Genomic DNA, 25,749 nt, shown 5'->3' with positions numbered 1-25,749 from the left:
GATTCACGTGACTAGTTCCCACTATCGTTAGATCGCGAGTCCTGACGCGTGCCTCTGCCACTGTTTCGCGGATCCGTGATTCTGGGTACTAGGGAGTGCGCCGCAAGGAGGTGGAGTTGTTCAACCGATTTCTTTTGGTGCTTCTGCTGCTTGCGAGCAACACCAGCGCCCGCTCTGCTTCGAAACCATACCCTTTCGAAGGTGCATGGGCAGAAACCAGTAGGAATGAGGATTGTATCCGCGCGGGCGATGAGGCGAACGTCTTTGAGTTTGAGGACGATTTCTTCAAGACCCCATTGCATATCTACAGGCTTATCGACATCAGCTTTAACTCGGGTGAATACACTGCCAGATACTTCATGGTGGATGAGGATCGTGGCGGTTTACTTGATATGAATAGGACCGTAACAATCAGGGTTTCAGGCGACAGAAAGAGCCTGTCTATGACGTTCACCGAGGAAGAGACGGGCGAAAGGCACGAGATCAAGATGACCAACTGCTCGGTGTTCGGGGCCGGCAAACCCTAGGAGTGCACGTGTTCGCGTGTAGCCGCCCCTCGGCGACGCAAGGCCCGCCGCACGCAGTTGCAGGTCCGCTAGTTCCCACTATCGTTAGATCGCGAGTCCTGACGCGTGCCTCTGCCACTGTTTCGCGGATCCGTGATTCTGGGTACTAGAGATTAATCGAGGATTGCGCCATGCCGACGATGAACGTGCGATTGGATTCCGACTTGTTCAACTTCGTCGAAGAAGAGTTGACCCGTGGCGAGTATACGAGTGCGAGCAAGATCGTGCAGGACGCCCTACGCCTGCTGCGTCGCGAGACGGCAGCCGAGCGGGGAAAGTTCGAAATCCTCACGCACGAAATCAGATCGGCCCTTAAGAATGCCGACGCAGGCCGGTTCTCGAGCAGGACCGTCATGGACATCGCTGAGGTGGTGATCCAGGAGTAACTCGTGACCTGTCGGCTCACGGCGATCCTGCGCTTATGCTATGTTGGTTCACTCGGGAGTCACGATGAAGCGGACATGTCCATACGAACGCCGCGAAGAGATGCGTGCCGTGGCACAAGGTGATGGCGAGGCAGAACGCCGGAAGTCGACGCTCGAAGCTCTCCGCGACGTGGATGCCGGCCGCGTTGTCGACCACGTAGCTGTGAAAATATGGGCAGATAGCCTCGCTATCGGCGAGCCGGTTCCAGTTCCACGTCCATGAAACCGAAGTCTTCCGACGCGGACGATTCAGATCCAGGGCCTGTTTGCCCGGTTTCCGTTGAGTCCCCGGAATTTACTCAGGAACTCATGAGCGCAATCGGGGAAGCGACCTCCCGAGCGGTCGCTGAGCACCTCGCCGCCGGTCACCCAGTCTACATCACGGACGACGATGGCGACATTTGCGAGGTGTTACTCGGTCGGCCTCCTCGGAAGCTTTCTCAAGCCGAGATCGACTCCCTCTTGAGTCAGAATCCCGCATAGCAGCGGGTCTCTCTAACGGGCCTTCGGGGCCACACAGCGGCATGCTCTTGTTTGGCTGCCTGACCTGCAATGCTCACCGAGAGCGTGCACCGGGACGGGGGAAGGGCGCTCCGAACCCGTAAGGCTCGATTTCTCCAGTTTAGTCATACCGGACCCACTAAGCCGAATCGCCTCAGATCCGGCACCCAATACGGGATACGGTACCCTGTCAGAGATCGAGCGCTTTCCCGTATTGCTTGAGCGTCGCAGTCACCCACGAGAGCGTGAATGCATGTGGACCGTTGCCGAGACTAATCGCCGTCGCGGCCCGGTCGAACAGCGCGATGCATTTGCGCTCAGTATCGTGTTTCGATTGATACGCAATGCCGTCCAGGCGGTCAGGATGTGACCAGATCGCGTGTGACCAAGCCCGTGAACCCGAGTAGCCACCTGTGTTGACGAGCGCAGTTGCACCCATCGCGGATAACCCGTTGCCGTGCATTCTGGCGAGCTTGAGCTCTCGCGACACACGGATCTCAGACCAGCGTCTCAGGTCGATCTCGGACCTGCTGACGAGGCGAAGGCCCGGATTTCTCAAGAGCGTCTCCACGAACGCGCTCTCCAAGTCGATGCCCATGTACATCACGCCGTAGTCGCCACTCGGCGAGTCGAAGCGGAACACGGGAGGGTTTCCCGCGCCGGGACCGAAGAAGATCGGGGCGAGCTTCTGCCTGTGAACCCTGAACAGGATCGTCTCCGCCGGAATCGGATCGATGGGCAAGCTGTGTTGATCCAGCCAGCCTGGCGGCGAAGGAGGCGTCGCGGGATCCGGCACGAGCGGTTCACTCGGCTCCGTGAGCTCGTGCGAGTTCCAGCACGTCCCCTAAACGCCCTGCCTTGAGGGCTTCCAGCGGGGAAACGCCATCGAGGGCATCATCCGGGGTCAGGAACCATTCGAGCCGCATCCAGTCGGCCCGGATCGGCATGGCCCTGAGGACCTCGTCGAGACCTTCGATCATGCCGTCCGGCGTGAACTGGCAGGCCGGATAGCGGTAGTCGTCCCCGGTCCGCACCGCGATGATCGTGCCGGCCTTGCGCCGCTTCTCGACCGCCTGCCGCGAGATGTTGAGAATCGAGGCCACGTCCTGCAGCGGATAGAGGCCACCGGCCATGTCGATCAGTTCGGCTTTCCGGGCCGCTCCGGCCGCGATCAGTTCTGCAGTGGGATCGAGCTTCGCGACAGCCGGATCCGAGGCTGCTGCCGTGAGCGCCCTCGCCAGGGCTCCCACATCCGTAGAGGCACTCAGGATGTTCACTTCATCGGCCGCATTGAGGGACGCGTTGATGGCGACATCGAGCCCCTTCACGGCCCGCGCCACCAAGGCCAGCTTTTGCGGCTCGTCCGAGACGGCGATCACCCTTTCCAGGACGTGCCCGATCTCCTCCACGATCCGGCCGACCTCGGCCGAAAGAGCGGTGTGAGACCGGATCTCCTCCACGATCAGGCCTGCCGCCCTTGAACCGATCTTCTCGAGGAGATCCGGCTTCCGAAATTCCCGCGATGGGCGCATCCTCTTCCGGGTGCCGTCAACTGCCGCTGCCATGGCGGCCTCCTCGTTTGGTTGTCCTATTCCATATAGGAGCATATTGGTATCATGCCAACCACGCGAGAAGGCATATAATTCCAAGTCAGGGAGGTCACGCGTGGTGAGAAAAAGTCTGGACGAGCTCCGGGAAGAGATGCGTGCCGTGGCCCGGAGCGACCGGGAGCCTTCGCCCCGACCCGCCGAGCCCGTGCCGGACTCCGGGCTTGGCCCCTTGGTCAGCCTGGAAGAAGGAGAAGCCAGGCTCGATGCCATAACGGTGGACGATGCCTCCACGGACTGGGCCGTCTCGGACCTCCTCAGGGCCAGCGATATGGCCGCGAGGCTTCAGGTCTTGCCGACGACGCTCGATAGCTGGCGCATCGCAAACAAGGTGATTGCCTTCCCAAAGGGGGATCAAGACTTCACCTACCCGACCCGCCAGTTCGAGCAGTCTGGCCCCATGGAGGGAATCGATCGGGTTCTGGCTCATTTTCCCTCCCCAGGAGAGGCTTGGGAGTGGCTCGTCACACCGAACCGTTACACCAATGACGAGGCGCCGATCGACCGGTTGCGTGCAAGGCACATCGACGAAGTCGCCCGCGCGGCAGAAGGCGCCAATGACTTCGCATGAGGCTTGATCTCTAGCGGATCAAGGCGCGCAAAATCCGGTACACCTTCAGGGCTTGGCCCAAGATATTCCTCACCGAGATTCTACGCGAGGAAACAGGGATCCTGTATGGCTCGCGCCTGACGGGAAAACGCTGCGTCACCATCTGCGACCGGGCTCTCAGCTGCCTCGCGGCACGGCAACTGATCCAATCAGAGTGACCCGCGTCGAGGCTCTCGGACCTGCACTTAAGCGATTGGGCGTCACCGACCGCCGCGAGCGCGGACCCGCATAGCGGCCTCTTCCGCTTTCCAATTTTTACGGAGATTTGCATGTCTGGTGCTGCGATGATCTCGCAGAGCCCTGCCGCGCGTCGAGGCACGGTCGGGATAAGCCTTCGCGCCGGCGATGTCGTCTTGACCGCCACCGGCCGCGAGACCACGTCGTTCCCGAAAATCGACGTCACGAGCGATCGCAAAGCGACGAACACGCTCAAGCGCGTTTCTCTCTGGCTGATGGACAACGCGATCGCCGAAGCAGAATCCCGTGGCGACGACTTCAACCTGCGCATGTTCGAGGCCTGTCGCACCAAGCCGAGCCAGGCGGACAGGGATAGCGCCGAGCACTACCTGTTCGATCCGGCCTGCGTGCAGATCGTGCCGCCATTGATCCTCAGGCCGGTAACACTGCCGGCACTTAAGACCGTGCTCCAAAGTATCGAAGACGAGGCCGCCTGACCCGGCCCGAGACCAAGCTTCTCCAAGGAAGCGGGTTGAACCCAAACCGGCTCAAAACCCCGCAAGGAGGACGACCATGGGACAGGATGCTTCCGGCCCTTGCACGCGCTGCAAGGGCGCCGGCCTCATGAACTACGCCCGCGCTCATTACGGCGTGCCCGGCCTGTGCTTCGACTGCGACGGTGCCGGCACCCGCGAAGTCCAACTCACCAATCAGGCAAAAGCCCGGGCCGCCAAGGCTCTCGCGGCTGCGGCCCAGAAGGCCAGTCTCGAGATCCAAGAGTTCGCCGATCGGCACGGTGGCCAGCGCCTACGCCTGCCACGCGACAAGCGCAACGCGTTCCCGGCCTACACGGTGTTCTCGACCAAAGATTATGCCGAGAAGTTCGGCATGGCCCCGAAGGAGGCCTTCATCGAACTCGCCCGGTCTTGGCCGCGCTACTCGGTCCAGATCGACAACACCGGGAAGCCGATGGGCTGGGCCAGCCTGTGAGAAATCAGCCCCACAGGGTGCTTTGTTAACTGAATATTTACCAAATCCCAGGAGTCTTTCCGATGCACGGTTACAAGGCCTTCTACAACGGCCGGCAAGCGGACATCCGCGCCGAGTCACTTATCGCCGCGAAGCTGAAGGCGATCGCGCAGTTCAAGGTCAAGAAGTCCAAAGAGCACATGGTTTCGGTCCATCTCTGCGAGCTGGACGGCGAGCAGGTCACCCACGTCGCAGTGGACTGAGAACCAATCGACGTTCGTTCGGCATAAGCGAACGTCACAAGGGCAGGAGAATGCCCGTCAGTAACCCTCCCCGTGAACGGGAGGGCTTGGGAGCCGCAAGGTAACCAAGCCCTGCTGACCAGCCTTGGCGGTGAGCGTTCGCGCCCACCGCTCCGTCCCGGGCAGGACGGCAAGACCGACCCTGGAATGCTTCCGTGCGCCCATGTGGTGCCTTTTTGGTTGCTCAGAAGATGAGCGTTAACGATGGAGACTTAACTAATGCCACTGACTTACCTGAAGGGGAAACCCAGAGGGGACAACAGCATGTCAGGCAAGCCTTGTGAGTCGGAAGTTGGTTACGGCAAGAATCAAGGCGGGCAAGGCTGTCTATGGCTAAGGCCTTACTGCTTCAACCCAAATCCAGTCGGGGCGATCCTGACCCCTGGGGTCACCAACTCACACCCCAGCTACGCCATTGACGCATCAGAGGAAGCGATGCGTCAAATCCATCAGGCGTGGGACAGCTCGAAGATCGAGCGGAAAGGATGGAATGGGAGCCTACGGACAGACCACCAAAAAGACGCAACTTGGGGATCGCCTAAAGCCGGCAACGGCCATGGCGACGGAGCCATCGTAGTACCCGTCCGCAAGGATGCGACCGAAGTAATGCTCGGTGAAGGGGAAGGATGGCAGGTAGAGGTGACTCAGATCGATGCGGAGGTTGCGCCGGATGGCGGAATTTGATCTCAGACGACTTGAGTCTATTGCAAGACTGAACGCGAACCCGACCTGGGTGAATCGCGATCTATATCGTCTGCTGTTCAAGGAAGATTTGTACTTGGCTGCGTACGAGAGGATCAAGAGCAAGCCCGGGAATATGACCAAGGGTGTTGATGGCACAACCCTCGACGGCATGAATATGCCACACGTCGAAGCCGTCATCGAGGCGATGCGGAGCGAAAGCTTCACATTCGCCCCAGCCAGGCGAACGTACATCCCGAAGAAAAACGGGAAACTGCGGCCGCTTGGCATCGCAAACCCGCGAGAGAAACTGGTACAAGAAGCAATTCGCATGATCCTTGAAGCGATCTACGACAGCCCATTTGGACCTACGTTCTCTGACAAGTCATACGGGTTCAGGCAGAAGCGCGGGACTCACAACGCGCTTAGGGAAATCAGAACCCGATGGACAGGTGTGAGATGGATCATCGAAGGGGACATCATGTCCTTCTTCGACAACATCGAGCATGACCGACTGATTGAGCTTCTGCGGAAACGGATCAAGGACGAACGGTTCTTGAACCTGATTCGCAAAGCCCTCAATGCGGGAGTCTTGGACCAAGGCGACTTCACCGCGACTACCTCCGGCACGCCGCAAGGCAGTGTCGTATCACCGATCCTAGCCAACGTGTATCTGCACGAGCTGGACATCAAGGTGACGGAAATCGTGGCGCGAGAAACCAAGGGAAAAGGCGCGAAACCCAACCCGGCATACAGATCGCTTGTCAACAAGCTCTACGCCGGCCGCAAGAAAGGGACAATCACGGCCGAAGAGGTCAAAGCGATTCAAAAGGCCATGCGGGAACTATCCCCGTACGCCCAAGACGACCCCGACTTCATCCGTGTTCATTACGTCCGGTATGCCGACGACTGGGTGATCGGCATCATCGGCTCCAGAGAACTGGCGGAGAGAACCAGAAGCGAGATTGCCGAATGGCTGAAGCGCGAGCTCAGGCTCGAGCTCAACATCGGCAAGACTCACATCCGGCACGCGGCTACGGAAGAAGCCTTCTTCCTAGGGACGCGTCTCTCGTGCGCTGGCCGGCGCAATGACAGCCTGGTCAAACACGCACCCAAGCCTGGCTACAAAGCCGTCAAGTGTCGACTGCCCGCAGGGACTGTACACCTAAAGGCACCGATCAATGACATTGTTGCCAAGCTACACCAGAACGGGTTTTGCACGAAGGAAGGACATCCGCTCAGCAAGCGTGCATGGGCGGTACTGGATGATGACCAAATCATCAGCAGGTTCAACGCCGTGCTGGACGGCATCCTGAACTACTACTCGTTCACCGATAACTTCGCACGAATGAGGAGGGTTCAATACATCCTTCAATTCTCTGCCGCCAAGACGCTCAGCCACAGGCATCGAATGAAATCCATCCGCCGTGCATTTGCAAAGTACGGCTACAACCTCACTACCCGTCTGCGTAACAAGGACGGTGAGGAAAGAGTCGTCAGCATGAGACTACGGAAGAGCTTCGAGGGTACGCCCTTCAACTTCAAGGGGCTGTCAAACCCAGGTGCCGGGACCGAAATCCGGGCGCTCAAGTTTGGCATTCGAACCAAGAGCTCTCTCCTGAAGGATTGTGCAATCTGCGGCGCGACGGACGGAGTCGAAATGCATCACGTTCGACACATTCGAAAGATGGGGCAAGAGGTCAAAGGATTCACCAGGATCATGGCGGCGATCAACCGTAAGCAAATTCCGACCTGCAAAAAATGTCACACCGACATCCACGCAGGAAGGTACGACGGGATCAGCCTGACAGAAGTCGCGTTGAGGATGGCATAGTGATTCAACACCTCTACTGGAGAGCCGGACGCGATGAAAGTCGCACGTCCGGTTCGGGAAGGGGCCATGGGACACCCGGCAACGGGTACTGGTGGCCTACTTCACTCAGTTCCAGGCTCTCGAAGACCGCAGCGACCGTCCCGTAGGGTCAGCGGGCGCGCGGCGGTCCGGCACCCGAAAGGTTGCCACCCGGCCCGGGACATTGGCGAGGGGAGAGGGACGGCAATCCCGCCGTCTCCGTCACAGGGCCCTTACGGGCGCAAACACAGGGAGGACGTCGATGACGGTATTCGTCCTCGACAAGCATGGAAAACCACTCATGCCCTGCTCCGAGAAGCGGGCAAGGCAGCTGCTTGACCAGAAGCGGGCGCGCATCCATCGGATGCGGCCGTTCACGATCCGGCTCGTCGATCGCAAGGTCGAGGATTCGATCCTCCAGCCGATCAAGCTGAAGATCGACCCGGGATCGAAGGGCACGGGCATTGCCCTGGTCCGCGTCAGCCAGGTTCGCCAGACGGTCCTCATGCTCATGGAACTGAAGCACCGCGGTGCGGACATCCGCGACGCGCTCACCCAAAGGCGGGCTTTCCGTCGCCGCAGGCGCGGCAAGCTGCGCTTCCGCGAGCAACGCTTCGACAACCGCACCCGCCACGAGGGCTGGCTGGCGCCGTCGCTCCGGCACCGCGTCGACACCACGATGGCGTGGGTGGATCGCTTGTCCCGCCTGGCTTCCGTCACGGCCATCGACATGGAACTGGTGCGCTTCGACACCCAACTGTTGGCAAATCCCGAGATCTGCGGCGTGGAGTACCAGCAGGGCACCCTCGCGGGATACGAAGTGCGCGAGTACTGTCTCGAGAAGTGGGGCAGGACGTGCATGTACTGCGGCAAGGACGGTATTCCGCTCCAGGTCGAGCACATCGTGCCGCGTGCACGTGGCGGGTCCGACCGCCCATCCAACCTCGGCATCGCGTGCGAGCCATGCAACCAAGCCAAGGGCAGCACACCCGTCGAGGAGTTCGTCCAAGACCCGAAGCGGCTCGGCAGGATTCATGCGATCATGCGTTCGCCGCTGCGCGACGCGGCGGCTGTCAATTCCACCCGCTGGGGGCTGTTCAACGCCCTCAAGGCGCCGGGACTGCCCGTCTCGACGGCGACGGGCGGCCGGACGAAGTGGAACCGCTCGCGGTTCGGCATCCCGAAGACCCACGCGCTCGACGCCGCCTGCGTCGGCCATGTCGAGGAACTCGCGGGCTGGAGCCAACCGACCCTCCAGGCCGCCTGCACGGGACGCGGTAGGTACAAGCGAACGCTGCTCGACAAGCACGGCTTCCCGCGCGGCCGTCTCATGGTGCGCAAGCGCGTCCACGGCTTCGCCACGGGCGACCTCGTCGCGGCCGCCGTGGCGAAGGGCAAGAAGATCGGCTCGTACGTGGGCCGCGTGGCCGTGCGCGAGAGCGGCAAGTTCAACATTACGACCGCATCCGGCGTGGTCCAGGGCATTGGCCACCGGAACTTCCGCCTGCTCCAGCGGGCGGATGGATACTGTTACTCACAGCGCAACACCAACTGAGGAAAGGCGACGCTCCTCCCCCGCCTGAAGGCGTGGAGTTTCCGCGACGAAGATTTTTGATGATCTTCTTGGTGGCAGCAGCTCTCATCGGGTCCGCCCTAACGGTTGTCTTCATGGCTCAGTCCGGAATCCTGATCGCGCTCCTAAGCATGCCTCTGGGCGGGAGCCTGAGTGTCCTCGTGGCCGGACTCTGCCTACTGGTCCGGCGGGGCCTCAATCCATCGGAACGCCTCGAGAGCCACAGGCCGAACGTCAAGAAAGCGGCTTAAGCCGGCTTCACGGAACACCGGAGGACATCATGGCGGACGACTATGCGCCCATGACATCCGAAGAAGCTTTGCGTATCGCCATGCGTGTGGTGCTCGAAGCTCACGCGGGCCACCGTCATCGCGAGAGCAGCCTCCGCCTGACGGAAACCGCCCTCACGCTCGAGACAATTCTCGGGAAAGGTGGATGCGCCCACAACGGGAGGCCGGTGTTCGGTGCGATCGACGATCGGCTGGTCAGCGTGAGCGACGCTGCAATCTCAGAGGATCCGCCCGGCTCTGCGAATCGATCTTAGTCCAGACCCACGGGCATCATGAGATCCGACGAACCCGCCTAACCGGCGGGTTTTTCTTTGAGCGCATGCCCAAATCCCGGAAGGAAGGACACGGCAGAGAAATTCTAGAGACCGAACACCGTGATACGCCGCAAGAGCCGCGAGACCCATTCCCGCACCGCAGCGGGCGAGGCAGGCTGCGGCTGCCGTTTTCCTCGTTTGACCAGATCCTGTGGGTTCACCGCCTTCTTGAACACTACATCCTGGAAGCTCTCGGGCAGAGGGCAACGAACGGCACGCCCCGGAAACCCGGCGTAGCCCGCCAGACCAGGATTCCGCGGAATGGGCGAGACCATCTTGACTGTCTTCTTCTCGTTCCGGAACAGGCGGTTTCCGTCAACGACACTCGCGAGATAATTGCCGTCGAGATCGACGACCTCCTCGAAGCTGCACAGAAACCACCCGACCCAGCGCCCCCGTGTATCGAACAGATAACGATCGTTCGCGTCACGACGGTAAGCAATCCACTCTCCCGAAGAGTCGAAGTAGTGCTGCACGGCCATGCGTCTTCCTTGTCTGGCGTGGGAGATCGGGTTGCGCCCGCGGAAGGGATCACCGGGCCGTCGGGCCCGAGAGGATCCAGCCGTTGAGGACGGCGGTGCACTCCCCCCACAGGACCGCCATCCCCAACGACACAGGCCGGACCGGAGGCCCAGTCCGATCTCCGATGTAGGACATGCCATCCTGTCGCGTCGATAATCCCAAGGGATTAGCGACTGCCGGACTGAGCATATTCTGTTCAATCCACACAGGATTTTCCGAGAGATCGGGATTGATCCAAGATCAACTGAAAATCCCGAAAAGGACCAAGTCGATGAGCTACGCGCTGCACCTCACGATCGTCAGCCGCAAAGAGGGCGCCCTGACCCGCATCGCGAGCCTGAACCTCACCGACGAGGTCAGCTCCGAGCGGGTCGCCGTCCTCGACGGCCTCAAGGCCGGCAACCGCGAGCTCGCGCCGGGCCTGGACCTTCTCGAGTCCGACGACGACGGCATCCAGATTCCGCTCAAAGCGTTCGGCCGCATGGACCGCAACGCCATCCTGCGGACCATCAACGGCGTCGAGGTCAACGGCAGCACCTTTAATTTCGTCGAGCGGGCCGCCCTGGAAATCGAGCAGAAGATTATCGAGGGCTGGACCCCGGAGCTGTTCCTCCAGATTGCCTGAGACCGAAGCCTGAAACCCGCCCCAGGGCGGGTTTTTTCTTGGGCACTGGCCCAAATTCGAAAAAAGATATCCTCGGCGGAAAACCAAAATCATCCCGTAATTCTGACCCTACGTGCTGATAGGATGAATCGAAGGACCAGCGCGGATGCCGCGATGGCCGAAATTCCCCAGACACAATCCGCAAATGCTTGCAGAACGCGCCTGCGCATAATATCTCGTGGCCCTATCGAGCCGTCGGCGAACCCGAAGGCGATTTGAGCAATCCACCTGGTTGATCCCGATCCACCTCAAATCCCGAACAGGACGACGACGATGGCCCGCAACGAGCACGCTGCCTCTCTGTCTTGCCGCGCCGGCAATGCCGGTGCCGCGGTGCGCGTCGACACCCGCCCCAAGGTCGTGGCGGCCCGGAAGGGCAAGGGCTCGTACGACCGCCGGGCGTTCAAGAGCTTCGACTGATCAAGGCGACACCGCCGGAATGACCCGACCCGCCCTTCGGCGGGTTTTTTCATGTCCCGAGCCAAGGTCCTCGGAGATGTCCTCAAAAAGTGAGGATGACCCGAAATTGGCTCAAAACCCCGAAGAGGACGACGATGGATCTCGTGACCCGCTACGCAGCCCTGTCCGGCATTCGCATCCAGGTTCTCGCCCAGGCCGTGGTCTGCACAACGCCCTTCGCGCGTCGACTGCACGAGAAGCTTGCCGTCTGTCTCGCCCGCTCGCTTTCCTCTGTCCTGGCGCAGATCAAGAACCCGGACGCGGACGAGCGGGTCGTCTATCTCAGCGACGCGACCGGGCACGAATACGACATCCTCGACCGGCTTGTGATCGACCGCGAGACCTGCGAGTGCAAAATCAACAACGGGCGTTGGCAATCTGCCCACGACGGATATCCGTTCCTGCTGCCCGTCTCGGAGGAGAAGTCCGAGGGCCTCGGCCGGTTCATCGAGGAGGCCGCCCGCTATGGCGTCCAGGTGTGGGCCGACGAGGTGCATTTCCCGGCGATGTACGACGAGATGCTCCCGCTCGCGGCCTAGAACAGATCTACCTGCGGGAGCTCGCTCGGAGGCGAGTTCCTTTTCACTGTCAGGAGGAATGCGATGGGCGTGAAATCGACGATCAGCATGACGCGGGAACAGGCAGAAGAGCATTTTACGACGCTCTACCTGCAGCACGGCGATATTCAGAGCCTCATCAGGGCGAAGGCTGCTTCGATGGCGGACGACGAGCTCGGAAAAGATCTCGAGCGCTTGAACGACATCGCCTCGGGCGGGGAGGGCTTCGAAAGCTATCGGATCCATGACGAGTGAGGCCCCGGGTCTCTGCCCAAAGGGGCGACCGCGTAACCGGGAAAGACGACGAGCCTCCAAGTGAGACATCAGGCCGCCGCGTCGGCCTCACTCGCTGAGGACCGATGCAGGAGCACCAATCATTTGTGCTCGGCCGACCGGGCCGAGCCCGACACCTTGCCGAGAAATAGAAGAGGCACGATGACCGATCTGACGAACAAACTTCTGCATGCCCTCAAAACACTGGTGGCGGATTTCCAGGCGATTGGTGACGACGAAACCGTTCCCGACGCCATCAACGTCAACGAGCACTGGGATTCAGCCAGTGCCGTGATTGCCGAGGCCGAGGGCCGGGACCACTTCGTCAACGTTTACGGTGAGCGTGTCCCAGTTTCCCAGATCAACGAACAGGCGCTTCGGGTTCCCCAAAACTCGGGGCGCGATGAGGATCGCGAGCGCATTGACGAGGATCATCCAGTCCTTGCCGCAATCCTGCGGGTCCGGCACCGGAACGCCGCGACGTTCGCGCCGTCACACTCCGGTGCTCTCGGTGAGGCCCGGGATGACGCGGTCCGCGAGGTTTACCGAGAGGTCAAAGCAGCACTCGAATCTCGGGCCAATCAAGCGGCTCCAGGTAGCGCCGTGTCGCTGCGCTGAAGGGAATTGCAATGAGAAACCTATCTCACATCCTGGACGAAATGGCCGACGAGGCGCCCCGCATCCGAGACGCGATCGCTGCCGCCTACGTCCGGCTGTCCCCAACCCGGACGGCGCACAGGCTCTACAAGACGGGCGATCCTGACGCGCCCGACGTCATCAAGGATCGAAACGGCCACGTCGCGCTCGATCTCTGCCGGGTCTGCGGTCGAGCCGAGAGCCTGCTCTCAGAGCGGTGCGAGCCGGCATGACCATGAACGGAGAAGGCGTGACCACCAATAAGCGCAAAGAGCAGAACCGTCTCCAGGAGCGACTTCGAAAGAACATCGCAACCGGTGAGGAGATCACGCGTCTCCTCGAACTCAACATCAGCGAAATCATCAAGGCAGACGACGATGAAGCCAAAGACGCTGGGACAGTTGGCCTACGAGGCCGATTGCGCGGCACGGCCCTTCTATCCTGACGGGTCGCGCCGGCACACCTAGTCGGAACTATGTGACGTTGCCCGGTGGTCATGGGAACGCAACCCGACACCACGCTGGCGGCAATAGATCCGGTCTGCGGGAAAGCGGAGGAGAAAAGCTATGAGGCACATCTGGGAAGTCGCGAAAGCGATCCGCGACGGTTTCGACACGCGCTATGAGAGAGAGACCGGCGAGACCGACAGCCTTTCGACTGCAAAGGCCATGGCCGAGGAGGCCTATGATCGCCACGGGGGCGGTCGAACCGTGCGCGCCAAGATCAGCCGCCCTGAAGGATCGCAGTCCTGGTCCTATGAACCCGGTCGGCGATCCCAGATGGTCTGGAGATGCGATTGAGTCCCCGATCCGGCAGGCAAGGCAACAGCGGCCGATTGAACCGGAGGTCGTCTGAAATGCGGAAGACCAGAACGACGGTCGTTCTTCTCCTGCCGCTTGCTCTCGCGGCGTGCCAGAACGAGCCTGAGGAGAACGCGAGCACACCCGCACAGACGGTGAGCAGCTACCTCGATCGAGTTCATCCGCGCGTTTGGACCGACGTGGAGACCGGATGCCAATACCTCATCGTAAAGGTGAAGGAGGGCTACGCGATCACGCCGCGTATTGGGGCGGATGCCAAGCCCCTGTGCAGCCGCAGCAAGGGGGAACCCCGAAGAGATGAGTGACCCGCGGCTTATCGACATCACCCCATTGCGGGCCACCGTGAGGCCCTAAACCCGAGGAGAGGCTCATGTCTGCTAATAAGCATCGCTCACTCGGACGCCGGATCGCATGGCTGCGCTGGTGCTCCGCCCGCGATGAGAACGGCAGGCTCTCCGCGGCTGCCCGGATCACGAACCAGAAAGGCCATGCCCATATCACCGAGGACCTGCTGCGGCTTGAGGCCGACGGTCACGTGGTCAGCGGTCGCACGCTGATCGGTTTCGGGCGGCGGAGCTTTGCCACCACCTTCGCGGCCTCGGCGGCGGGCCTCGCCTTCCTCGAGGAGACGCTATGTCGGCGTGGCGAAGAGTTCGGACCGATTACACTCGTGAGGCAGACCCAGTCCGATCGCCCCAGCAAGACCGAGCGGGCGCAACGCCACGAGACCCCGATGGACCGGCGCCTCAAGCGCGCGGCGCTCAGGACGCGTCACGCCGCGTTTCGCGCAAACCTGGAGCTCTGGGCCCGCCGGAAGCGCGATCCCAACGCCTCTGCGGAAGCCAACTGATCCCGGGCAAATGGATTGAGCCCCAAAGGCTTCAAAATCCCCGGAGCGACGGAGATCCCCATGGAACTCACGCTCAAGCGGCGCAAATGTTATCATCGCCTGGTCCGAGATTTTTTCCGCAGCCGGGAAGACCGGCTCGCGCGGCGCCAGCAACTGCAGGCCTGCATCGCCGAGCACGCTGAGAATGGCCGGGTGGCGCTGGTCCATGGCGGCATCGACTGCGATGGCGGGCGGTGGGACAACCGGATTTCCCTCGTGACCGCGACCGTCGTTGCCGTCGAGCGCTGGATCGAGAAATACCACGAATATGCGGAAGGCCCGCAGTGGCAGACCGTCGAGAAGCCCTCGGTCGCTGCCGATCTCACCGAGGACTGCCGCGACCTGGCGTTCGAGGCCTTCGAGGATGGGCACGCCCACGTTCTCTACGCGTGAGGAGAAATCAACCCAGCCTCCGGCTGGGTTTTTCTTTTGCGCCTTCGCGCAAATCCCGAAAATACGGTCTCCTGACCAGAAGGGATTGACGAAAAAATTGGGTCGAAACCGAATTTCGTCAAAATCCCGGGAGAACGACATGGGCCGTCCGATGATCGAGCGCGATTTCTTCAACGGTGGCTACGCAATCCGCGTGAACGGCAAGAAGGGCGATCGCTGGGCTCCGGCCGGCACGCCCGATGGGCACTATAGCGTATTTCCGACCCGCGCGGCCGCCGAGAAGTTCATCCGCCGCGGCGGCCTCATCGAGGTCACGAAGATCCGCCTCAATGACGCGCTCGCGGCGGCCGGCTGGGACCAGGAGGCCGGCTACAGCAAGGAGAACATCGCGCGCTTCAAGGCGTGGTGCGAAGCCGAGGGCGTTTACTTCTACGCCCGCCCGCGCGAGAAGTTCTTTCCCTCGACCGCCATCCTCGAGGCCCAGGAACGCGGCCTCTCGAAGGTCGTCATGGAGGACCTGAGCTGAGGCTCGGGTTCCCCGCCACCGACGCTCGTGCAAGGAGACGCACCATGGGAGTTCAGCGTCACCGGAGCACGCCGGAAGGCGCGCTCACACCAATCTGCAACGAGTGCGGAATTTCCCTGTGCTGGGATATCTCGGACGAGGAATAAGCCGAGGCCAAGCCGTTCTGGGACGACTGGATCTGCCAGGAGTGCAACGGCGGAAACCGGATGTCCCTTCAGGACTGGAAACGGCGCAATCCGCACCCTGTTCCGGACCGTTCCAGCTCCGCGCCGGTAGCCGATGAGGAAATCGAGGCGATCCTGGCCTCGCTGACCAATGCGGACAGGGCGGCTCTGATCGCAGCGATTCGCAATCCGCCACCGCCTGGTGAGACACTCACGGCACTCATGACCCGACAGCCGTCGTGGGACGATCCAATCGCCGCAGCCTGAACGGGTCAGCGCAAGCTTCCGCGGTGTTAACCAATGGTCAACCCGTTCGAAACAATCTGAGCTCATCAGAGTTGAGTCTGGAGAGTTGAGTCCAGGCTGGGGGATTGGCCATGCCACTCACCGCTTTCGATCCTCGCACTGGATTGCGGATCACTCCGACCGTGTCCAGCCGATCGGCCAGTGAACAGCGTGCACGCCGCTGGGTTCTGCGCGAACTCGACCAGCTCGCTGATCAGCAGAGACAGCCAACCGATCACGCGTCTTAGGACGCCCCGACGTCCCCCACCGTCGGAGAGGCTCTGGTGCGGAGTATCGATTGACATCTGACCCCAAACTCGCCGGATTCCAGACGTAACGCGTTCACGTCCTGACGTGAAAACAGAAAAAGGCCGGGAAAAATCCCGGCCTTTGAGTTGTTCCTAGCGCATCTCAGTACTTTTCATCACATCCAATGTCGCCGATGCGGGCGATCCCAGTGTGATCCCGGGCCGCGGTGGTGATGACGCCAGTGAGGTCCATGGCCCCGCCGGTGTGGACGTGCCCAGTGCGGACCTCGACCGCGTCCGCCGTGGCAGAAGCGCCTGCCGTGGCGATTGCGATGGCAATGGTAGTAGCCCCGCCAATGGACGGTCTCGACATTGGAGGGCGGCAATAACTCATTGGCTGAACCAGGATTGGCGAGCGGAGTGGCAGACGCGCCGTTCGACGCCAGCGTCAGACCGAAACTTACGCCGAGGGCCAGCAAAATTGTCCTCATTCAAGCGTGCTCCTTTCGTGCTGCGGCAGGCCAATAGGCCAGTTCGTATCTGAACCTGACGTGAAGAGCGTCCGCTGACTCGCAGACAACAACGCGCACTGTGTTACTGCGTCGGCTCGTACGCGTGGAAGCGTACGGCACGGAGGCAGCTCGTTCACACGTTAAGGAATTCGCTCCCACGCAGCGCTCGGCACGGTTTCCGTCACAAGTGAGGGTCGAACCTGTTCGGCTTCATCCGAGCCGCTCCCCGCCAGTCGGGCCCACCTAACCGAGCGAGAGACGGGCTAGGTAGCGGTCGAACGCGCAACCTTCGTTGCGATCCGTCTCCTCGTTATCCCATGACGACGCTGATATCGTCGCCGAGGGTGATCGGCACGTGGAAGTCGGCTGCCGTGAGCTGGCTCCTTCCAACGCCGATAAGGGTGACGGAGGTCGTCGGGTTGATCTCAATCACGCATCCCTCGTCAGTGTCGTACGTTGCCGCAAGCAGCTCCGCGAACGTGTTGATCCGGGAGTAGCCAATCTCGATCACGTCCTCCGTGCCACCGGGCGTGAAGTCGTGGACCCGGTCGGCTCCGCTGCCGGGCCTGAAATAGAACGTGTCGTCTTCCGTGCCGCCATAGAGGTCGTCATCCCCGGCTTCCCCGACGATCCGGTCCGCGCCTTCGTCTCCGTACACGAGGTCGTTCTCGCCGCCGCCGAAGAGCCGATCGTTCCCTTGGCTCCCATTGAGCGTGTCGCTTGCGCCTCCGCCGTAGAGCAGATCGTTGTCCGGGCCGCCGTCCAGCGCATCCGCGCCTCGCTCGCCGATCAACGTGTCGTTTCCTGCCTCCCCGAGCAGCCTGTCGGCGTCGTCTCCGCCCCGGAGAACGTCATCGCCATTGCCGCCCACCAGCAGGTCATCGCCGTTCATGCCGAACAGCGAGTCGTTTCCGTCGTTGCCATATAGCGCGTTCCCCAAAAAGTTCCCGGTGATCATGTCGGACGCGCTTCCACCTTTCGCGTCCTCGATCATCGAGCGGGCGTCGCCGTGATAAAGTCGCGCATTGAAGACGCTCCCGTCAGCGACCTTGTCGTCACCGAGGTTCGGGAGCTGGGTGCTGTCCAGCGTGGACCACCCACCGGGCGTGAGGTCGACTTTCAGCTCGTAGATGTAGTTGGAAAAGTCGTAGGTGTCGTGCCCACCGCCATCCCAGATCGTGCAAAAAATCTTGCTTCCGCTTTTTTCGCCTTGCGCGAAGCCGTCGATGAACATCCGCCCGTCATCCGGGTCGAAGCTATAGGTCGTATCACCCGAGCGAGTCTCGAAATTGGCGCCATACATATGCTGGAGCGCGGCAATGTCGTCCATCATCAAGGACTGCGGAAAGCTCCAAGGATCATTTCTGGCGCCCAGCGGAGCTTGATAATAGCTCCGATAACTCATGATCGAGAATTCATGCTGATCGTGAATCCGTGGATCCCCCTCGACCCCCTCGTGCGGATGCTTCAGGCCAACCGTGTGCCCGAGCTCATGCAAGACGACATTGGTCAGGAATGTATCGACATAATATGCCGAGGCGTTCTCGTAATTTCGATGGATCCAAAGATCGCCGCTGCGGCTCTTGTCATCTGGCGAGTAGCCGTATCCGTCGTACTTCTTGTTCCCAGTCTCATCGTTGAGATAAGTCATCCCAATATTTAATGCAGCGCTTTTATTGTCCGGGGCGAGCTCCGTGAATTTGAGCAGGCATACATCGCTGTAGTTCTCCAGGGCTTTTTGCACGGTGTAGCGAAGCGTCGAGGTTGCCGCCAGGAACCCATCGGCCTCAGCGTAATCGTCAGGATAGAAGCTCGCCTTCGACGGGAAGGTGTATCCAAGCGATGTCGTGTTCCACTTGTGGCCGCCGAGCAGGTCATCAATGGAGGGGTCGCCCGTCAGCTCCACCTCGGCCGCTCCGGGAGCCGACGAGCCGCCCCCTGAGGCACTGGTCAGGATGTCGGACCCGATGTCGGTTTGGCCGAAGATCCTCATGGACGTTCTCCGCATACGAAGATGGCGTCAGCTTGGAAATCCTACGCCTGACCGCATCCTGGACTTGTGCGCTCGTTCACATCCGGAGATGAAGAGCTTTTCGCGTCAGCTGTAGCGGCAAACCTTGACTTTGGAGCCCGCAACGCGGCTTTCCTTGAGATCGCTGCGCTAGGCCGAAGTTCGATCCATTTGTTCCAACATGGGGCGCCAGCCGTCGCGAACGCTCGGGTAGCGCGGCGACCACCCGGTTTCCACCCTGAGCTTGTGGTTGGACAGGCGTAGCGAACGAGACATCAAGCGCCCGACGGATCCGAAAAGGGGCGTCGTCCAGGTCGGCAAAAACCGCGGGGGCTTGAGGTTCAGAGCTTCGGCGAGAGACCCGAAATACACGGCGCGCGTGACCGGTTCATCGTCGGTGACATTGTAGGGGCCGGTCCCGGCCTGCAAGGCCGCGATCACGGCTGCGGCGGCATCGTCGTGCGCGACCGAGGAGATGAAACTGTTCGGGGCACCAGGCAGCAGCGCCCAGCCTCGACGAAGGCCATCGATATAGCTCTTCACCTGCATGGCATTGGGGCCGTAGAACGCTGCAAAGCGCAATATCACTCCGGCGCGCCCGTCACGTGCGAATTGTGCGGCAGCCGCTTCGGCATCAAGCACTGTCCGGTTGTAGGCGGCCGGCTCGAGCGGCGTCTGCTCGTCGATCCAACGATCACCCCGATCAGGATAGGTGAGCGCAAAGGACTCCTGGATGAACCGGGTCACCCCGCCGGCGAGGGCCGCCTCGACGAGGTTCGAGACCCCTTCGCTCCGGATGCGGTCGTTCAGCTGCCATGCCCTGCGAAAGACCATCTTCCAGGTGGAGGATGGCATGTGGGTCGCGAGATTGATGATGACGTCGTGATCGATAACGGCCTGCTTGAGCGCATCGAGATCGAACAGATCGACCGCGACGCACGAGGCACCCACGTTTTCCAGCCGCTCGCGAGCAACCGGGCTGCGTACGACGGCCGTGACGGCGTGCCCGTCCGAGAGGAGCTGGGGGACAACACGCCGGCCGATGACCCCTGTCGCGCCACTCACGAAGATACGCATGGCATATCTCCCTCGTTGTCGCCTCGGATCCGCTGCTCCGACGCATGCCGCCAGGGAAGCGAAATCGTGCGATCCATTCGCCTTTACTCAGAATGAGGATTGAACCCTGTCGGTTTCAAAATCCCGAGAGAAGTCGCCCATGTCCAGCACGCCCGTGACCAACCTGCCGGCCGATCACTACTGGCTCAAGCTCCACCAGGACACGCCCGGTCGCGGCTATCTCTTCGAATTGCACATCACGCACGAGAGCGACGACAGCGTCGCCTTCGTGGAGAATTTCCGGGCCACCTGCTTCCGGCATCTCGGATCGGCCCCGATGGGCATGCCGAAGCCTGCCGACAAGAAGGATCCGTGCTGGTTCCTGCAGGGCGAAAGCTCGACCTGGCTGATGTTCGAATTCTGGACCCGTGACCACGATGCCATTCTCGAAGGCGTGCTCCGGGTTCTCGACGCGCTCGAGGCCCAAGGCCTCCCGGTGACTCTCAGCCACTGATCTGCCTGGTGGCCCAGCTGCAGGGCGGTCTGAGTCAGGACGATCGGGAGTGCGGTCAATTTTTAATTAGCGAGGGGACGAAAACGTGGACGATCTCGACTGGGACACATTTTTCTCCGAGACCGAGAAGGCCGAAATGCACCGCGAATATCTGCGGCAGCGTGTGCGGCTCTACGGTCAGGCCCTCTGGATGCTCCTCACCACAAACCGCGGCGACTACGAGGATGCGCCCTGGTGGCGGATCGGCATCATGAAGGGCCTGTGCCTCCTCTCCATGCTGCTGATGCGTTCCGGCATCCGCGAGGTCCGCTATCCGGGGCTCGATCCGCGCAACTGGTACATGTCGGACGACATGGGCCATTTCAATTTCGGCACCTACTACGGCGGCTGGGACTGCAACGTGCTCAAGTTCAACCGCGCCCAGTTCCGCTACTGCATCGACAGCTATGGAGACTCGAGCTTATGACGCTCACCTGGCACGAATGCGACTGGGACAATCCGGAAACCCGGCCCACGGAGCCCGGCCCTTACGCCGTGATGATCTCCGGCGACAATGCGAGCGTGGACGGGCACGTGCTCTATGATTTTCCCGACTACCAGACCTTCGCGTCCGTCTGGCTCGAGGAGGGCGAGGTCCAGATTGCGCCGAGCCACGACGAGCCGATTCACGCGATCTTCGCATGGTGCGGCCCGCTCCCGATCCCGAAATTCGATCCGACCGCAAAGAGCGAGAGCTCCACGATTCCGTGCAAGGAGACACTCGATCCCGCGGAGATCGACGCGATCCTGGCCGACGCTGAAGCCCTCTCGGGAATGGCTCAACCTTCGGATCGACCCTAATCGGCCCTTGGGACCGGAATTCCGCCCAATTGGGAATTGAACCCCGATGGCTTCAAATTCCCAGGAGAACGAAATGGCTTTCAAGCTCGCGAGCCCCAGCACCTCCACCGGCCTCGGGTTCTCCAAGCTTGGAACACCGAAGTCCGCCGAGGAGCGGGAAGCGGAATATCAGGCCGAGCGGGCCCGGGCACGCGCCGAGCACGAGGCCAAGCGCGAGCAATTCGCGACCAAGACGCTCGACCTCACGCTGACCGAGGTCTCCTCGCACTTCACGCGGATGAGTGACCGCATCGTCCGGCTCTATGGCACCGACACTCACGGCCGGCCGGTCCGCGCCGAGTATTTTATCCCCGACTGCTATGATCGCGAGGTCGCCGATTCGTTCATCGAGCACCTGGAGGAGGGCGCTTCCTATCGTCTGCGCGGCTACTGGAAGGCCGAGACCGTGAACGGCACCAAGCACTTCACGTTCCGGGCCCAGTTTGTCGATCGCAAGGCCTCTTGAGAGTGTGAGCGGAGTTCGTGAAGCGCGTGATCTGGATCCTTGTCGCAGCCGTCATCGGCCTCTGGCTCACGGTTGCTCTGGTGGTGTTCGCGAGCCAGCGGAACATGGTGTTCCCACGGCATCTCCTACCACCGGTCTCCCGCCTCGATACCCTGTCCCGCGATGTCCAGGAGGTGACGGTCGAGACCGCGGACGGCGAGCGCCTCTACGGCCTCTGGAAGCCGCCGGCGCCCGGCTGCTCTGTCGTCGTGTCCTTCCACGGGAATGCCAGCATTCCCGGATGGGCCGCCGAACGTTTCTCGAACGGGCCCTGGGCCGAGCATGGCTGGGGCGTGCTCGCGATCGCCTACCGGGGCTATCCCGGCTCGACAGGGACGCCCAGCGAGACCGGCCTCCTGGAGGACGGCAACGCGGCCCTGGCCTTCGTGCAGAAGACGGCTCCCGGTTCTCCCATCCTGGTCCACGGCCATTCCCTGGGAACCGGAGTGGCGATCGCCATGGCGGCCACCCACGAAGTGGTTGGCGCCTACCTCGAAGCCCCGTATGCGTCGCTTCTCAGCTTGGCGAAGCGCCAGTTCCAGTATTTGCCGGGGTTTCTCATGCGGGATCCCATGCGCTCCGATCTCCGGATCGGGCAGGTGAGGGCGCCGATCCTCGCCGTCCATGGCAAGCAGGACCCGGTGATCCCGGTCGCTTCGGCCCGCGCCCTCATCCTCAAGGCCTCGTCTTCGTCGCGCCTCATCGAAGTCAATGGGGATCACGTCTCGATCCTGGGACTGGCCGATGACGAAGCAGAACCGAAATTCCGGCAGGCCTGCCGGGAGCGCGCCGCTGAACAGGATTAGTCGCCCAGTTCGCCCGCGAGCATCTTCCGACGAGCCGTCTCCATCCGCTGTCGGTAATCCTCCTCGAGAAAAATCCGGACGCACCGACCATCGACGAAGCACGCGACATAGGTCGGGCTCGACGCAGAGCTTTGATCCGCGAGAGTCAGATCGCCGTTGAAGGCGATTTCCTCATCACGCTCTGGGGCAGGGCGGATCGCTCCATGAAGTCTCATCAATTTGCTTGAGTGATCCCGATACGGGCGTTCCTCCTCCGGAACCCACTTCCTGCCGTGGCGGATCAAGCGTCCGTCGGCTGTGATCGTGTAGTGCTCGAAGAACTGTGCTGGTGTGTCCCGTGTCGCGAATACGCGGTCAGCCGCCAGTAGCCCCCCGGGAAGGGGCATCTCACATCGAATCTCGTCCCAAAGGCTCACGGCTTCGATCCGCTCTTGCTCACGCCTTGAGCAGGATAAGGGCCTTGGTCGGACCTGTCACGGGAGCAGGAAGACAGCGAGATTCAGCGATTGCAGCCAAGTGACGTCCTGAACTGCCTACTCGGCAAGACTTTCTCGAACAGTAGGAAAAGATCATGACACAGGGATGCCCAATCGCCGCCACGCGGGCCGGGAACTCCGCCAACCGCAACGATCGCTTTCAGCGGGCTCCGGATCATGATCGGCGCATCCGGCGCGGTGATGATTTTGCCGGTGATGCCTGGCGGGATCGCGAGACGGATGCGATTATCTATGTTGCCGTCGGCCAGAAGCCCGACTGAACAACGCCTGACCGGGATTGTCCTCCGACGCGAGGACTGAACCCTTAGGGCTTCCTTGGCCAGTGGCGGCTTCCTCATCGGGACGCCGCTTTGGCTTCTGGCCGGCCTGTTGCTACATTGGATGGCCTGCCGCGTGCTCGGGAGACTTCGGTGAACGCGTTCACCCTGTTCTATGTCGGAGCCCCGATCCTCATCATCATCGCGGCAACTGCCGTGCTTCTCCACGGGCGCCGTTCGCGTCCGTGTCACCGCTCATGAGCGACGCCGTTTTCTGGTCTCTCATGGTTATGCCGCTCTCGAGCTTAGCGATCGGCGGGCTGGTCTACTGGGTTGCGACGCGGAACCCGTCATGAACGCTTACGCGGTTCTCGCCTTCATCCTGACGCCGGCCCTGGTTGCCGCGCTGGGCTGGGCTGCCGTGCTCCTCCACGAGCGCTATTCGCGCCCGCGTGCCCGATGACGCCGTTCGAAGCATACTTCCTATTCGGGCCGCTCATTCCGCTTGCCGCCGGCCTCATCATCTTCTGGCTCGGGAACCGACGAACCCGTCGCTATGATGAGGCATATCGGGAGCGCCGGCCGTCATGAGCCCTGCCGAAATCTACCTGATGTTCCTCGGCCCTGTCCTGGGACTGATCGCCGGTCTGGCGATCTACGCCATGGCCCGCCAGAAATGACCCTCATCCAAGTCTATGCCTTGGTGACGCCCCTCATTCTGATCGGCATTGGCCTGCTCGCCGTCCGGTGGTCCCGCAAAGTCGCTCGCGACTATGATGAGACCCACCGAAAGCACCCGCCGTCCTGAGCCGCTACGACGCCCTCACGTACTTCTCCGTCGGCACCCCGATCGTCATCGGAGCGCTCGTGGCGCTCTGGCACACAGAGCAGCCTCCCCTCGACTAAGCCTACTCGGCCTGGTGGATAACCGCGTGCGTCTTGCACCCGAACGCATTGCCTCCGACACGAGGGTTGAACCCCAAGGGCCTCAAAATCCCAACGAACAGGACGGACGCTATGAACCCCCCCGCTTCAGCCGATCAGACCAGCCCGACGCGGAACCCGTCCTGGGATCTTGCGAACGCCGTTGCTGCCGCTGCCGTCGAACGCAAGAACGGCCTGGCGACCACGACGCTCTCGTGCATCGGCGCCGGCTATATCGGGCCGAGAGCCGGCCACGAGGATGGAGCGAATATCTGGCAGGTCCTCGCCAGCGATTCCGACCAGACGGTCGTGCTCTACACCCAAAACGCCGAGCATCGCCCCGTCTTCCGCATTTCTCGCCGGAATGCGATCACGGTCACAGGGTTCGATCTCGGTATCGACGATCTCGGCCGGCGCTCGTTCCTGGTCGAGACAGTTGCGGCCTGAGGGTGCCGAGAGGCAATCCGCCTCATCGGCAGGTTTGCTTCACCTTCGAAGAGCCGTCCCTCATGAGTCTCGGCCCGAGCCCGAGAAGATCAAAAATCCGGAAATTCGAAATGACCGACGAAGAGAACGCCACAGCCGAATTTTTCGCGATGGACCCCAAGGGTGTCGTCCATCGGATCGTTACGCAGACAATCGACCAGTTCGAAGACATCGAGAATTTCCGACGTCAGTCCCCGATTCACGGCTACTCGGTCAAGGAGAGCTTCGAGGTCGAATCGGCGATCAGGGGCAAGCACCTCCGGGCGATCATTGGCGAACAGGCGCACGACATCCAGTACGCTTTCCCGGGCGCCACCGGCCGGATGATCTCCTATGACGATGGCGCGACCTTCTTCCGCGCCATCGGCTACACGGGTGATCTGAAAGATCGCTGCGCCTCCGAGAACGCACGCTTCCTCAAAGACGGTTGGAACGCCAACGGCGCATGGGCCTATCGAGAGCCCGACGGCTACCGGGTCGAGCTCCCTGGAATTGCAGCCTAGCCGTCAGGAACCCGCCGGAATGGTGGGTTTTATTTTTTATAGCTGAAAGTCCCATCATGACCCGACCTCAGACCTTGCGCGGATGGCGCGCCGAGCTCGCGCCCGGACGCGTCTTCGAATTGAAGCGCAAGACCTATCGGGGCAACCCGGTCTGCGTCCTGATCACCCACATCCCGGACCGCTGGAGCCATCGTCCGATGTGCGTGCAGGTCAACGACCGGGGATGTGTCGAGGAGGGAATGCGCGACCGTGCTCGCTCCTATGTCGAAGCCCTCCGCTTTTCCGATTTCAAGAGCCCGCTGGTCGTGCGCCGCCGCCCCGATCTCGAGCGCTTCGACGCGCGCGATCTTGCGCTAATCGATTACGGGATCCTCTTGGATTTCCGGGGACGCTGGCTCAAGCACGGCTATGGGGGCAGGTTGCTCCCGTCCATCCCGGGCGTTCAGTGGACGATCTTCTGGACGCGCGCCGACGACTGGCCCACTTGGGGCGTTC

Annotated in this window: 40 protein-coding genes and 1 pseudogene; 35 read left to right on the top strand and 6 right to left on the bottom strand. The window is 61.6% G+C overall.

All coding sequences use genetic code 11. The features are described 5' to 3' along the window. Positions 1-95: 95 nt before the first annotated feature. From BN1233_RS38870 to BN1233_RS50300, 3 genes and pseudogenes are all read left to right on the top strand, one after another. Entirely contained in the window at positions 96-527 is a 432-nt protein-coding gene (locus BN1233_RS38870) for a hypothetical protein (RefSeq protein ID WP_147707791.1), read from the top strand. 170 nt (positions 528-697) lie between these two features. Further along, positions 698-952 (top strand): ribbon-helix-helix domain-containing protein, encoded by a 255-nt coding sequence (locus BN1233_RS38865; protein WP_046869041.1) that lies wholly within the window; start codon positions 698-700, stop codon positions 950-952. A 121-nt stretch (positions 953-1,073) separates the two neighbouring features. Then, positions 1,074-1,214 (top strand): annotated as a pseudogene (locus BN1233_RS50300) (CopG family transcriptional regulator); the annotation flags it as partial. Positions 1,215-1,682: 468 nt separating this feature from the next. Here the strand turns inward: BN1233_RS50300 and BN1233_RS38860 are convergent. Then, positions 1,683-2,234, bottom strand: a complete 552-nt coding sequence (locus BN1233_RS38860; protein ID WP_052764113.1) for an RES family NAD+ phosphorylase — start codon at positions 2,232-2,234, stop codon at positions 1,683-1,685. A 61-nt stretch (positions 2,235-2,295) separates the two neighbouring features. Continuing rightward, positions 2,296-3,057: a helix-turn-helix domain-containing protein gene (locus tag BN1233_RS38855; protein WP_048710529.1), complete on the bottom strand. Its 762-nt coding sequence runs from the start codon at positions 3,055-3,057 to the stop codon at positions 2,296-2,298. A 100-nt stretch (positions 3,058-3,157) separates the two neighbouring features. Between BN1233_RS38855 and BN1233_RS38850 the strand changes: the two genes are divergently transcribed. From BN1233_RS38850 to BN1233_RS38805, 9 genes are all read left to right on the top strand, one after another. Beyond that, entirely contained in the window at positions 3,158-3,670 is a 513-nt protein-coding gene (locus BN1233_RS38850; RefSeq protein WP_046869039.1) for a hypothetical protein, read from the top strand. 323 nt (positions 3,671-3,993) lie between these two features. Beyond that, positions 3,994-4,383, top strand: a complete 390-nt coding sequence (locus BN1233_RS38840) for a hypothetical protein (protein WP_147707790.1) — start codon at positions 3,994-3,996, stop codon at positions 4,381-4,383. A gap of 76 nt (positions 4,384-4,459) precedes the next feature. Further along, entirely contained in the window at positions 4,460-4,876 is a 417-nt protein-coding gene (locus tag BN1233_RS38835; protein ID WP_046869036.1) for a hypothetical protein, read from the top strand. Positions 4,877-4,938: 62 nt separating this feature from the next. Further along, on the top strand, positions 4,939-5,118 hold the full coding sequence (locus BN1233_RS38830; protein WP_046869035.1) for a hypothetical protein: 180 nt from the start codon (positions 4,939-4,941) through the stop codon (positions 5,116-5,118). Positions 5,119-5,376: 258 nt separating this feature from the next. Then, positions 5,377-5,841 carry a hypothetical protein gene (locus BN1233_RS38825; protein WP_046869034.1) on the top strand — a complete coding sequence of 155 codons (465 nt, stop codon included), beginning with the start codon at positions 5,377-5,379 and terminating at the stop codon, positions 5,839-5,841. Further along, positions 5,828-7,672 carry a group II intron reverse transcriptase/maturase gene (locus BN1233_RS38820; RefSeq protein ID WP_046869033.1) on the top strand — a complete coding sequence of 615 codons (1,845 nt, stop codon included), beginning with the start codon at positions 5,828-5,830 and terminating at the stop codon, positions 7,670-7,672. The genes BN1233_RS38825 and BN1233_RS38820 overlap by 14 nt, the downstream gene beginning before the upstream one ends. Before the next feature lie 280 nt (positions 7,673-7,952). Further along, a complete protein-coding gene (iscB, locus tag BN1233_RS38815) occupies positions 7,953-9,245 on the top strand; it encodes an RNA-guided endonuclease IscB (protein ID WP_046869032.1) in 1,293 nt (430 codons plus the stop codon). A 59-nt stretch (positions 9,246-9,304) separates the two neighbouring features. Then, positions 9,305-9,514: a hypothetical protein gene (locus BN1233_RS38810; protein ID WP_046869031.1), complete on the top strand. Its 210-nt coding sequence runs from the start codon at positions 9,305-9,307 to the stop codon at positions 9,512-9,514. Positions 9,515-9,543: 29 nt separating this feature from the next. Further along, positions 9,544-9,807, top strand: coding sequence for a hypothetical protein (locus BN1233_RS38805; protein ID WP_046869030.1), 264 nt, complete (start codon positions 9,544-9,546; stop codon positions 9,805-9,807). A 104-nt stretch (positions 9,808-9,911) separates the two neighbouring features. Here BN1233_RS38805 and BN1233_RS43885 read toward each other — a convergent pair whose 3' ends face one another. Then, the gene (locus tag BN1233_RS43885) at positions 9,912-10,349 is read right to left on the bottom strand and encodes a 4-fold beta flower protein (protein WP_048710525.1); all 438 of its coding nucleotides are present in this window, start codon (positions 10,347-10,349) and stop codon (positions 9,912-9,914) included. 311 nt (positions 10,350-10,660) lie between these two features. Here BN1233_RS43885 and BN1233_RS38790 point away from each other — a divergent pair, with 311 nt between their 5' ends. From BN1233_RS38790 to BN1233_RS38735, 13 genes are all read left to right on the top strand, one after another. Next, a complete protein-coding gene (locus BN1233_RS38790; protein ID WP_046869028.1) occupies positions 10,661-11,014 on the top strand; it encodes a hypothetical protein in 354 nt (117 codons plus the stop codon). A gap of 312 nt (positions 11,015-11,326) precedes the next feature. Beyond that, entirely contained in the window at positions 11,327-11,473 is a 147-nt protein-coding gene (locus tag BN1233_RS48895; RefSeq protein ID WP_187144474.1) for a hypothetical protein, read from the top strand. A 134-nt stretch (positions 11,474-11,607) separates the two neighbouring features. Next, positions 11,608-12,051 (top strand): hypothetical protein, encoded by a 444-nt coding sequence (locus BN1233_RS38785; protein ID WP_147707789.1) that lies wholly within the window; start codon positions 11,608-11,610, stop codon positions 12,049-12,051. Between the two features lie 63 nt (positions 12,052-12,114). Continuing rightward, complete coding sequence (locus BN1233_RS38780; RefSeq protein WP_046869026.1) at positions 12,115-12,324, top strand: hypothetical protein; 210 nt, start codon at positions 12,115-12,117, stop codon at positions 12,322-12,324. Positions 12,325-12,504: 180 nt separating this feature from the next. Beyond that, positions 12,505-12,960: a hypothetical protein gene (locus BN1233_RS38775; RefSeq protein WP_046869025.1), complete on the top strand. Its 456-nt coding sequence runs from the start codon at positions 12,505-12,507 to the stop codon at positions 12,958-12,960. An 11-nt stretch (positions 12,961-12,971) separates the two neighbouring features. Next, positions 12,972-13,211, top strand: coding sequence for a hypothetical protein (locus tag BN1233_RS38770; RefSeq protein ID WP_147707788.1), 240 nt, complete (start codon positions 12,972-12,974; stop codon positions 13,209-13,211). A gap of 17 nt (positions 13,212-13,228) precedes the next feature. Beyond that, complete coding sequence (locus tag BN1233_RS38765; RefSeq protein WP_147707787.1) at positions 13,229-13,423, top strand: hypothetical protein; 195 nt, start codon at positions 13,229-13,231, stop codon at positions 13,421-13,423. 121 nt (positions 13,424-13,544) lie between these two features. After that, complete coding sequence (locus BN1233_RS38760) at positions 13,545-13,778, top strand: hypothetical protein (RefSeq protein WP_046869022.1); 234 nt, start codon at positions 13,545-13,547, stop codon at positions 13,776-13,778. Positions 13,779-13,834: 56 nt separating this feature from the next. Beyond that, the gene (locus tag BN1233_RS38755; protein WP_046869021.1) at positions 13,835-14,104 is read left to right on the top strand and encodes a DUF6440 family protein; all 270 of its coding nucleotides are present in this window, start codon (positions 13,835-13,837) and stop codon (positions 14,102-14,104) included. A gap of 65 nt (positions 14,105-14,169) precedes the next feature. Next, on the top strand, positions 14,170-14,649 hold the full coding sequence (locus BN1233_RS38750) for a hypothetical protein (RefSeq protein WP_046869020.1): 480 nt from the start codon (positions 14,170-14,172) through the stop codon (positions 14,647-14,649). A gap of 60 nt (positions 14,650-14,709) precedes the next feature. Then, positions 14,710-15,081, top strand: coding sequence for a hypothetical protein (locus tag BN1233_RS38745; RefSeq protein ID WP_046869019.1), 372 nt, complete (start codon positions 14,710-14,712; stop codon positions 15,079-15,081). 139 nt (positions 15,082-15,220) lie between these two features. Continuing rightward, positions 15,221-15,607, top strand: a complete 387-nt coding sequence (locus BN1233_RS38740; protein ID WP_046869018.1) for a hypothetical protein — start codon at positions 15,221-15,223, stop codon at positions 15,605-15,607. A gap of 206 nt (positions 15,608-15,813) precedes the next feature. Beyond that, positions 15,814-16,038, top strand: a complete 225-nt coding sequence (locus tag BN1233_RS38735) for a hypothetical protein (RefSeq protein ID WP_046869017.1) — start codon at positions 15,814-15,816, stop codon at positions 16,036-16,038. Between the two features lie 1,088 nt (positions 16,039-17,126). On the opposite strand, the gene BN1233_RS38725 is transcribed toward BN1233_RS38735, so the two are convergent. After that, positions 17,127-18,809: a M57 family metalloprotease gene (locus tag BN1233_RS38725; RefSeq protein WP_048710514.1), complete on the bottom strand. Its 1,683-nt coding sequence runs from the start codon at positions 18,807-18,809 to the stop codon at positions 17,127-17,129. Between the two features lie 168 nt (positions 18,810-18,977). After that, positions 18,978-19,904 (bottom strand): NAD-dependent epimerase/dehydratase family protein, encoded by a 927-nt coding sequence (locus tag BN1233_RS38720; RefSeq protein ID WP_046869015.1) that lies wholly within the window; start codon positions 19,902-19,904, stop codon positions 18,978-18,980. 139 nt (positions 19,905-20,043) lie between these two features. Here BN1233_RS38720 and BN1233_RS38715 point away from each other — a divergent pair, with 139 nt between their 5' ends. From BN1233_RS38715 to BN1233_RS38695, 5 genes are all read left to right on the top strand, one after another. After that, complete coding sequence (locus tag BN1233_RS38715) at positions 20,044-20,397, top strand: hypothetical protein (RefSeq protein WP_046869014.1); 354 nt, start codon at positions 20,044-20,046, stop codon at positions 20,395-20,397. Positions 20,398-20,482: 85 nt separating this feature from the next. Further along, positions 20,483-20,863, top strand: coding sequence for a hypothetical protein (locus BN1233_RS38710; RefSeq protein ID WP_046869013.1), 381 nt, complete (start codon positions 20,483-20,485; stop codon positions 20,861-20,863). Continuing rightward, entirely contained in the window at positions 20,860-21,237 is a 378-nt protein-coding gene (locus BN1233_RS38705) for a hypothetical protein (RefSeq protein ID WP_046869012.1), read from the top strand. Before BN1233_RS38710 ends, BN1233_RS38705 begins: the two co-directional genes overlap by 4 nt. A 73-nt stretch (positions 21,238-21,310) precedes the next feature. Then, on the top strand, positions 21,311-21,742 hold the full coding sequence (locus BN1233_RS38700; RefSeq protein WP_046869011.1) for a hypothetical protein: 432 nt from the start codon (positions 21,311-21,313) through the stop codon (positions 21,740-21,742). Positions 21,743-21,759: 17 nt separating this feature from the next. Beyond that, positions 21,760-22,587: an alpha/beta hydrolase gene (locus BN1233_RS38695; protein ID WP_046869010.1), complete on the top strand. Its 828-nt coding sequence runs from the start codon at positions 21,760-21,762 to the stop codon at positions 22,585-22,587. On the opposite strand, the gene BN1233_RS38690 is transcribed toward BN1233_RS38695, so the two are convergent. Beyond that, positions 22,584-22,973 carry a hypothetical protein gene (locus tag BN1233_RS38690; protein WP_046869009.1) on the bottom strand — a complete coding sequence of 130 codons (390 nt, stop codon included), beginning with the start codon at positions 22,971-22,973 and terminating at the stop codon, positions 22,584-22,586. The two genes, BN1233_RS38695 and BN1233_RS38690, sit on opposite strands and share 4 nt — an antisense overlap. Before the next feature lie 185 nt (positions 22,974-23,158). Here BN1233_RS38690 and BN1233_RS38685 point away from each other — a divergent pair, with 185 nt between their 5' ends. The 5 genes from BN1233_RS38685 to BN1233_RS48890 all read left to right on the top strand — a co-directional run. Next, the gene (locus BN1233_RS38685; protein WP_046869008.1) at positions 23,159-23,344 is read left to right on the top strand and encodes a hypothetical protein; all 186 of its coding nucleotides are present in this window, start codon (positions 23,159-23,161) and stop codon (positions 23,342-23,344) included. Positions 23,345-24,017: 673 nt separating this feature from the next. Continuing rightward, complete coding sequence (locus BN1233_RS50740) at positions 24,018-24,149, top strand: hypothetical protein (protein ID WP_280139497.1); 132 nt, start codon at positions 24,018-24,020, stop codon at positions 24,147-24,149. Between the two features lie 209 nt (positions 24,150-24,358). After that, complete coding sequence (locus BN1233_RS38680; protein WP_046869007.1) at positions 24,359-24,712, top strand: hypothetical protein; 354 nt, start codon at positions 24,359-24,361, stop codon at positions 24,710-24,712. Positions 24,713-24,822: 110 nt separating this feature from the next. After that, the gene (locus tag BN1233_RS38675) at positions 24,823-25,254 is read left to right on the top strand and encodes a hypothetical protein (protein ID WP_046869006.1); all 432 of its coding nucleotides are present in this window, start codon (positions 24,823-24,825) and stop codon (positions 25,252-25,254) included. A 56-nt stretch (positions 25,255-25,310) separates the two neighbouring features. After that, on the top strand, positions 25,311-25,749 hold a 439-nt coding region (locus tag BN1233_RS48890; RefSeq protein ID WP_046869005.1), incomplete at its 3' end, for a hypothetical protein.

Origin of the sequence: Microvirga massiliensis (assembly GCF_001006805.1) — a bacterium.
Classification (GTDB): domain Bacteria; phylum Pseudomonadota; class Alphaproteobacteria; order Rhizobiales; family Beijerinckiaceae; genus Microvirga; species Microvirga massiliensis.
This window is presented reverse-complemented; position numbering and strand designations above follow the sequence as displayed.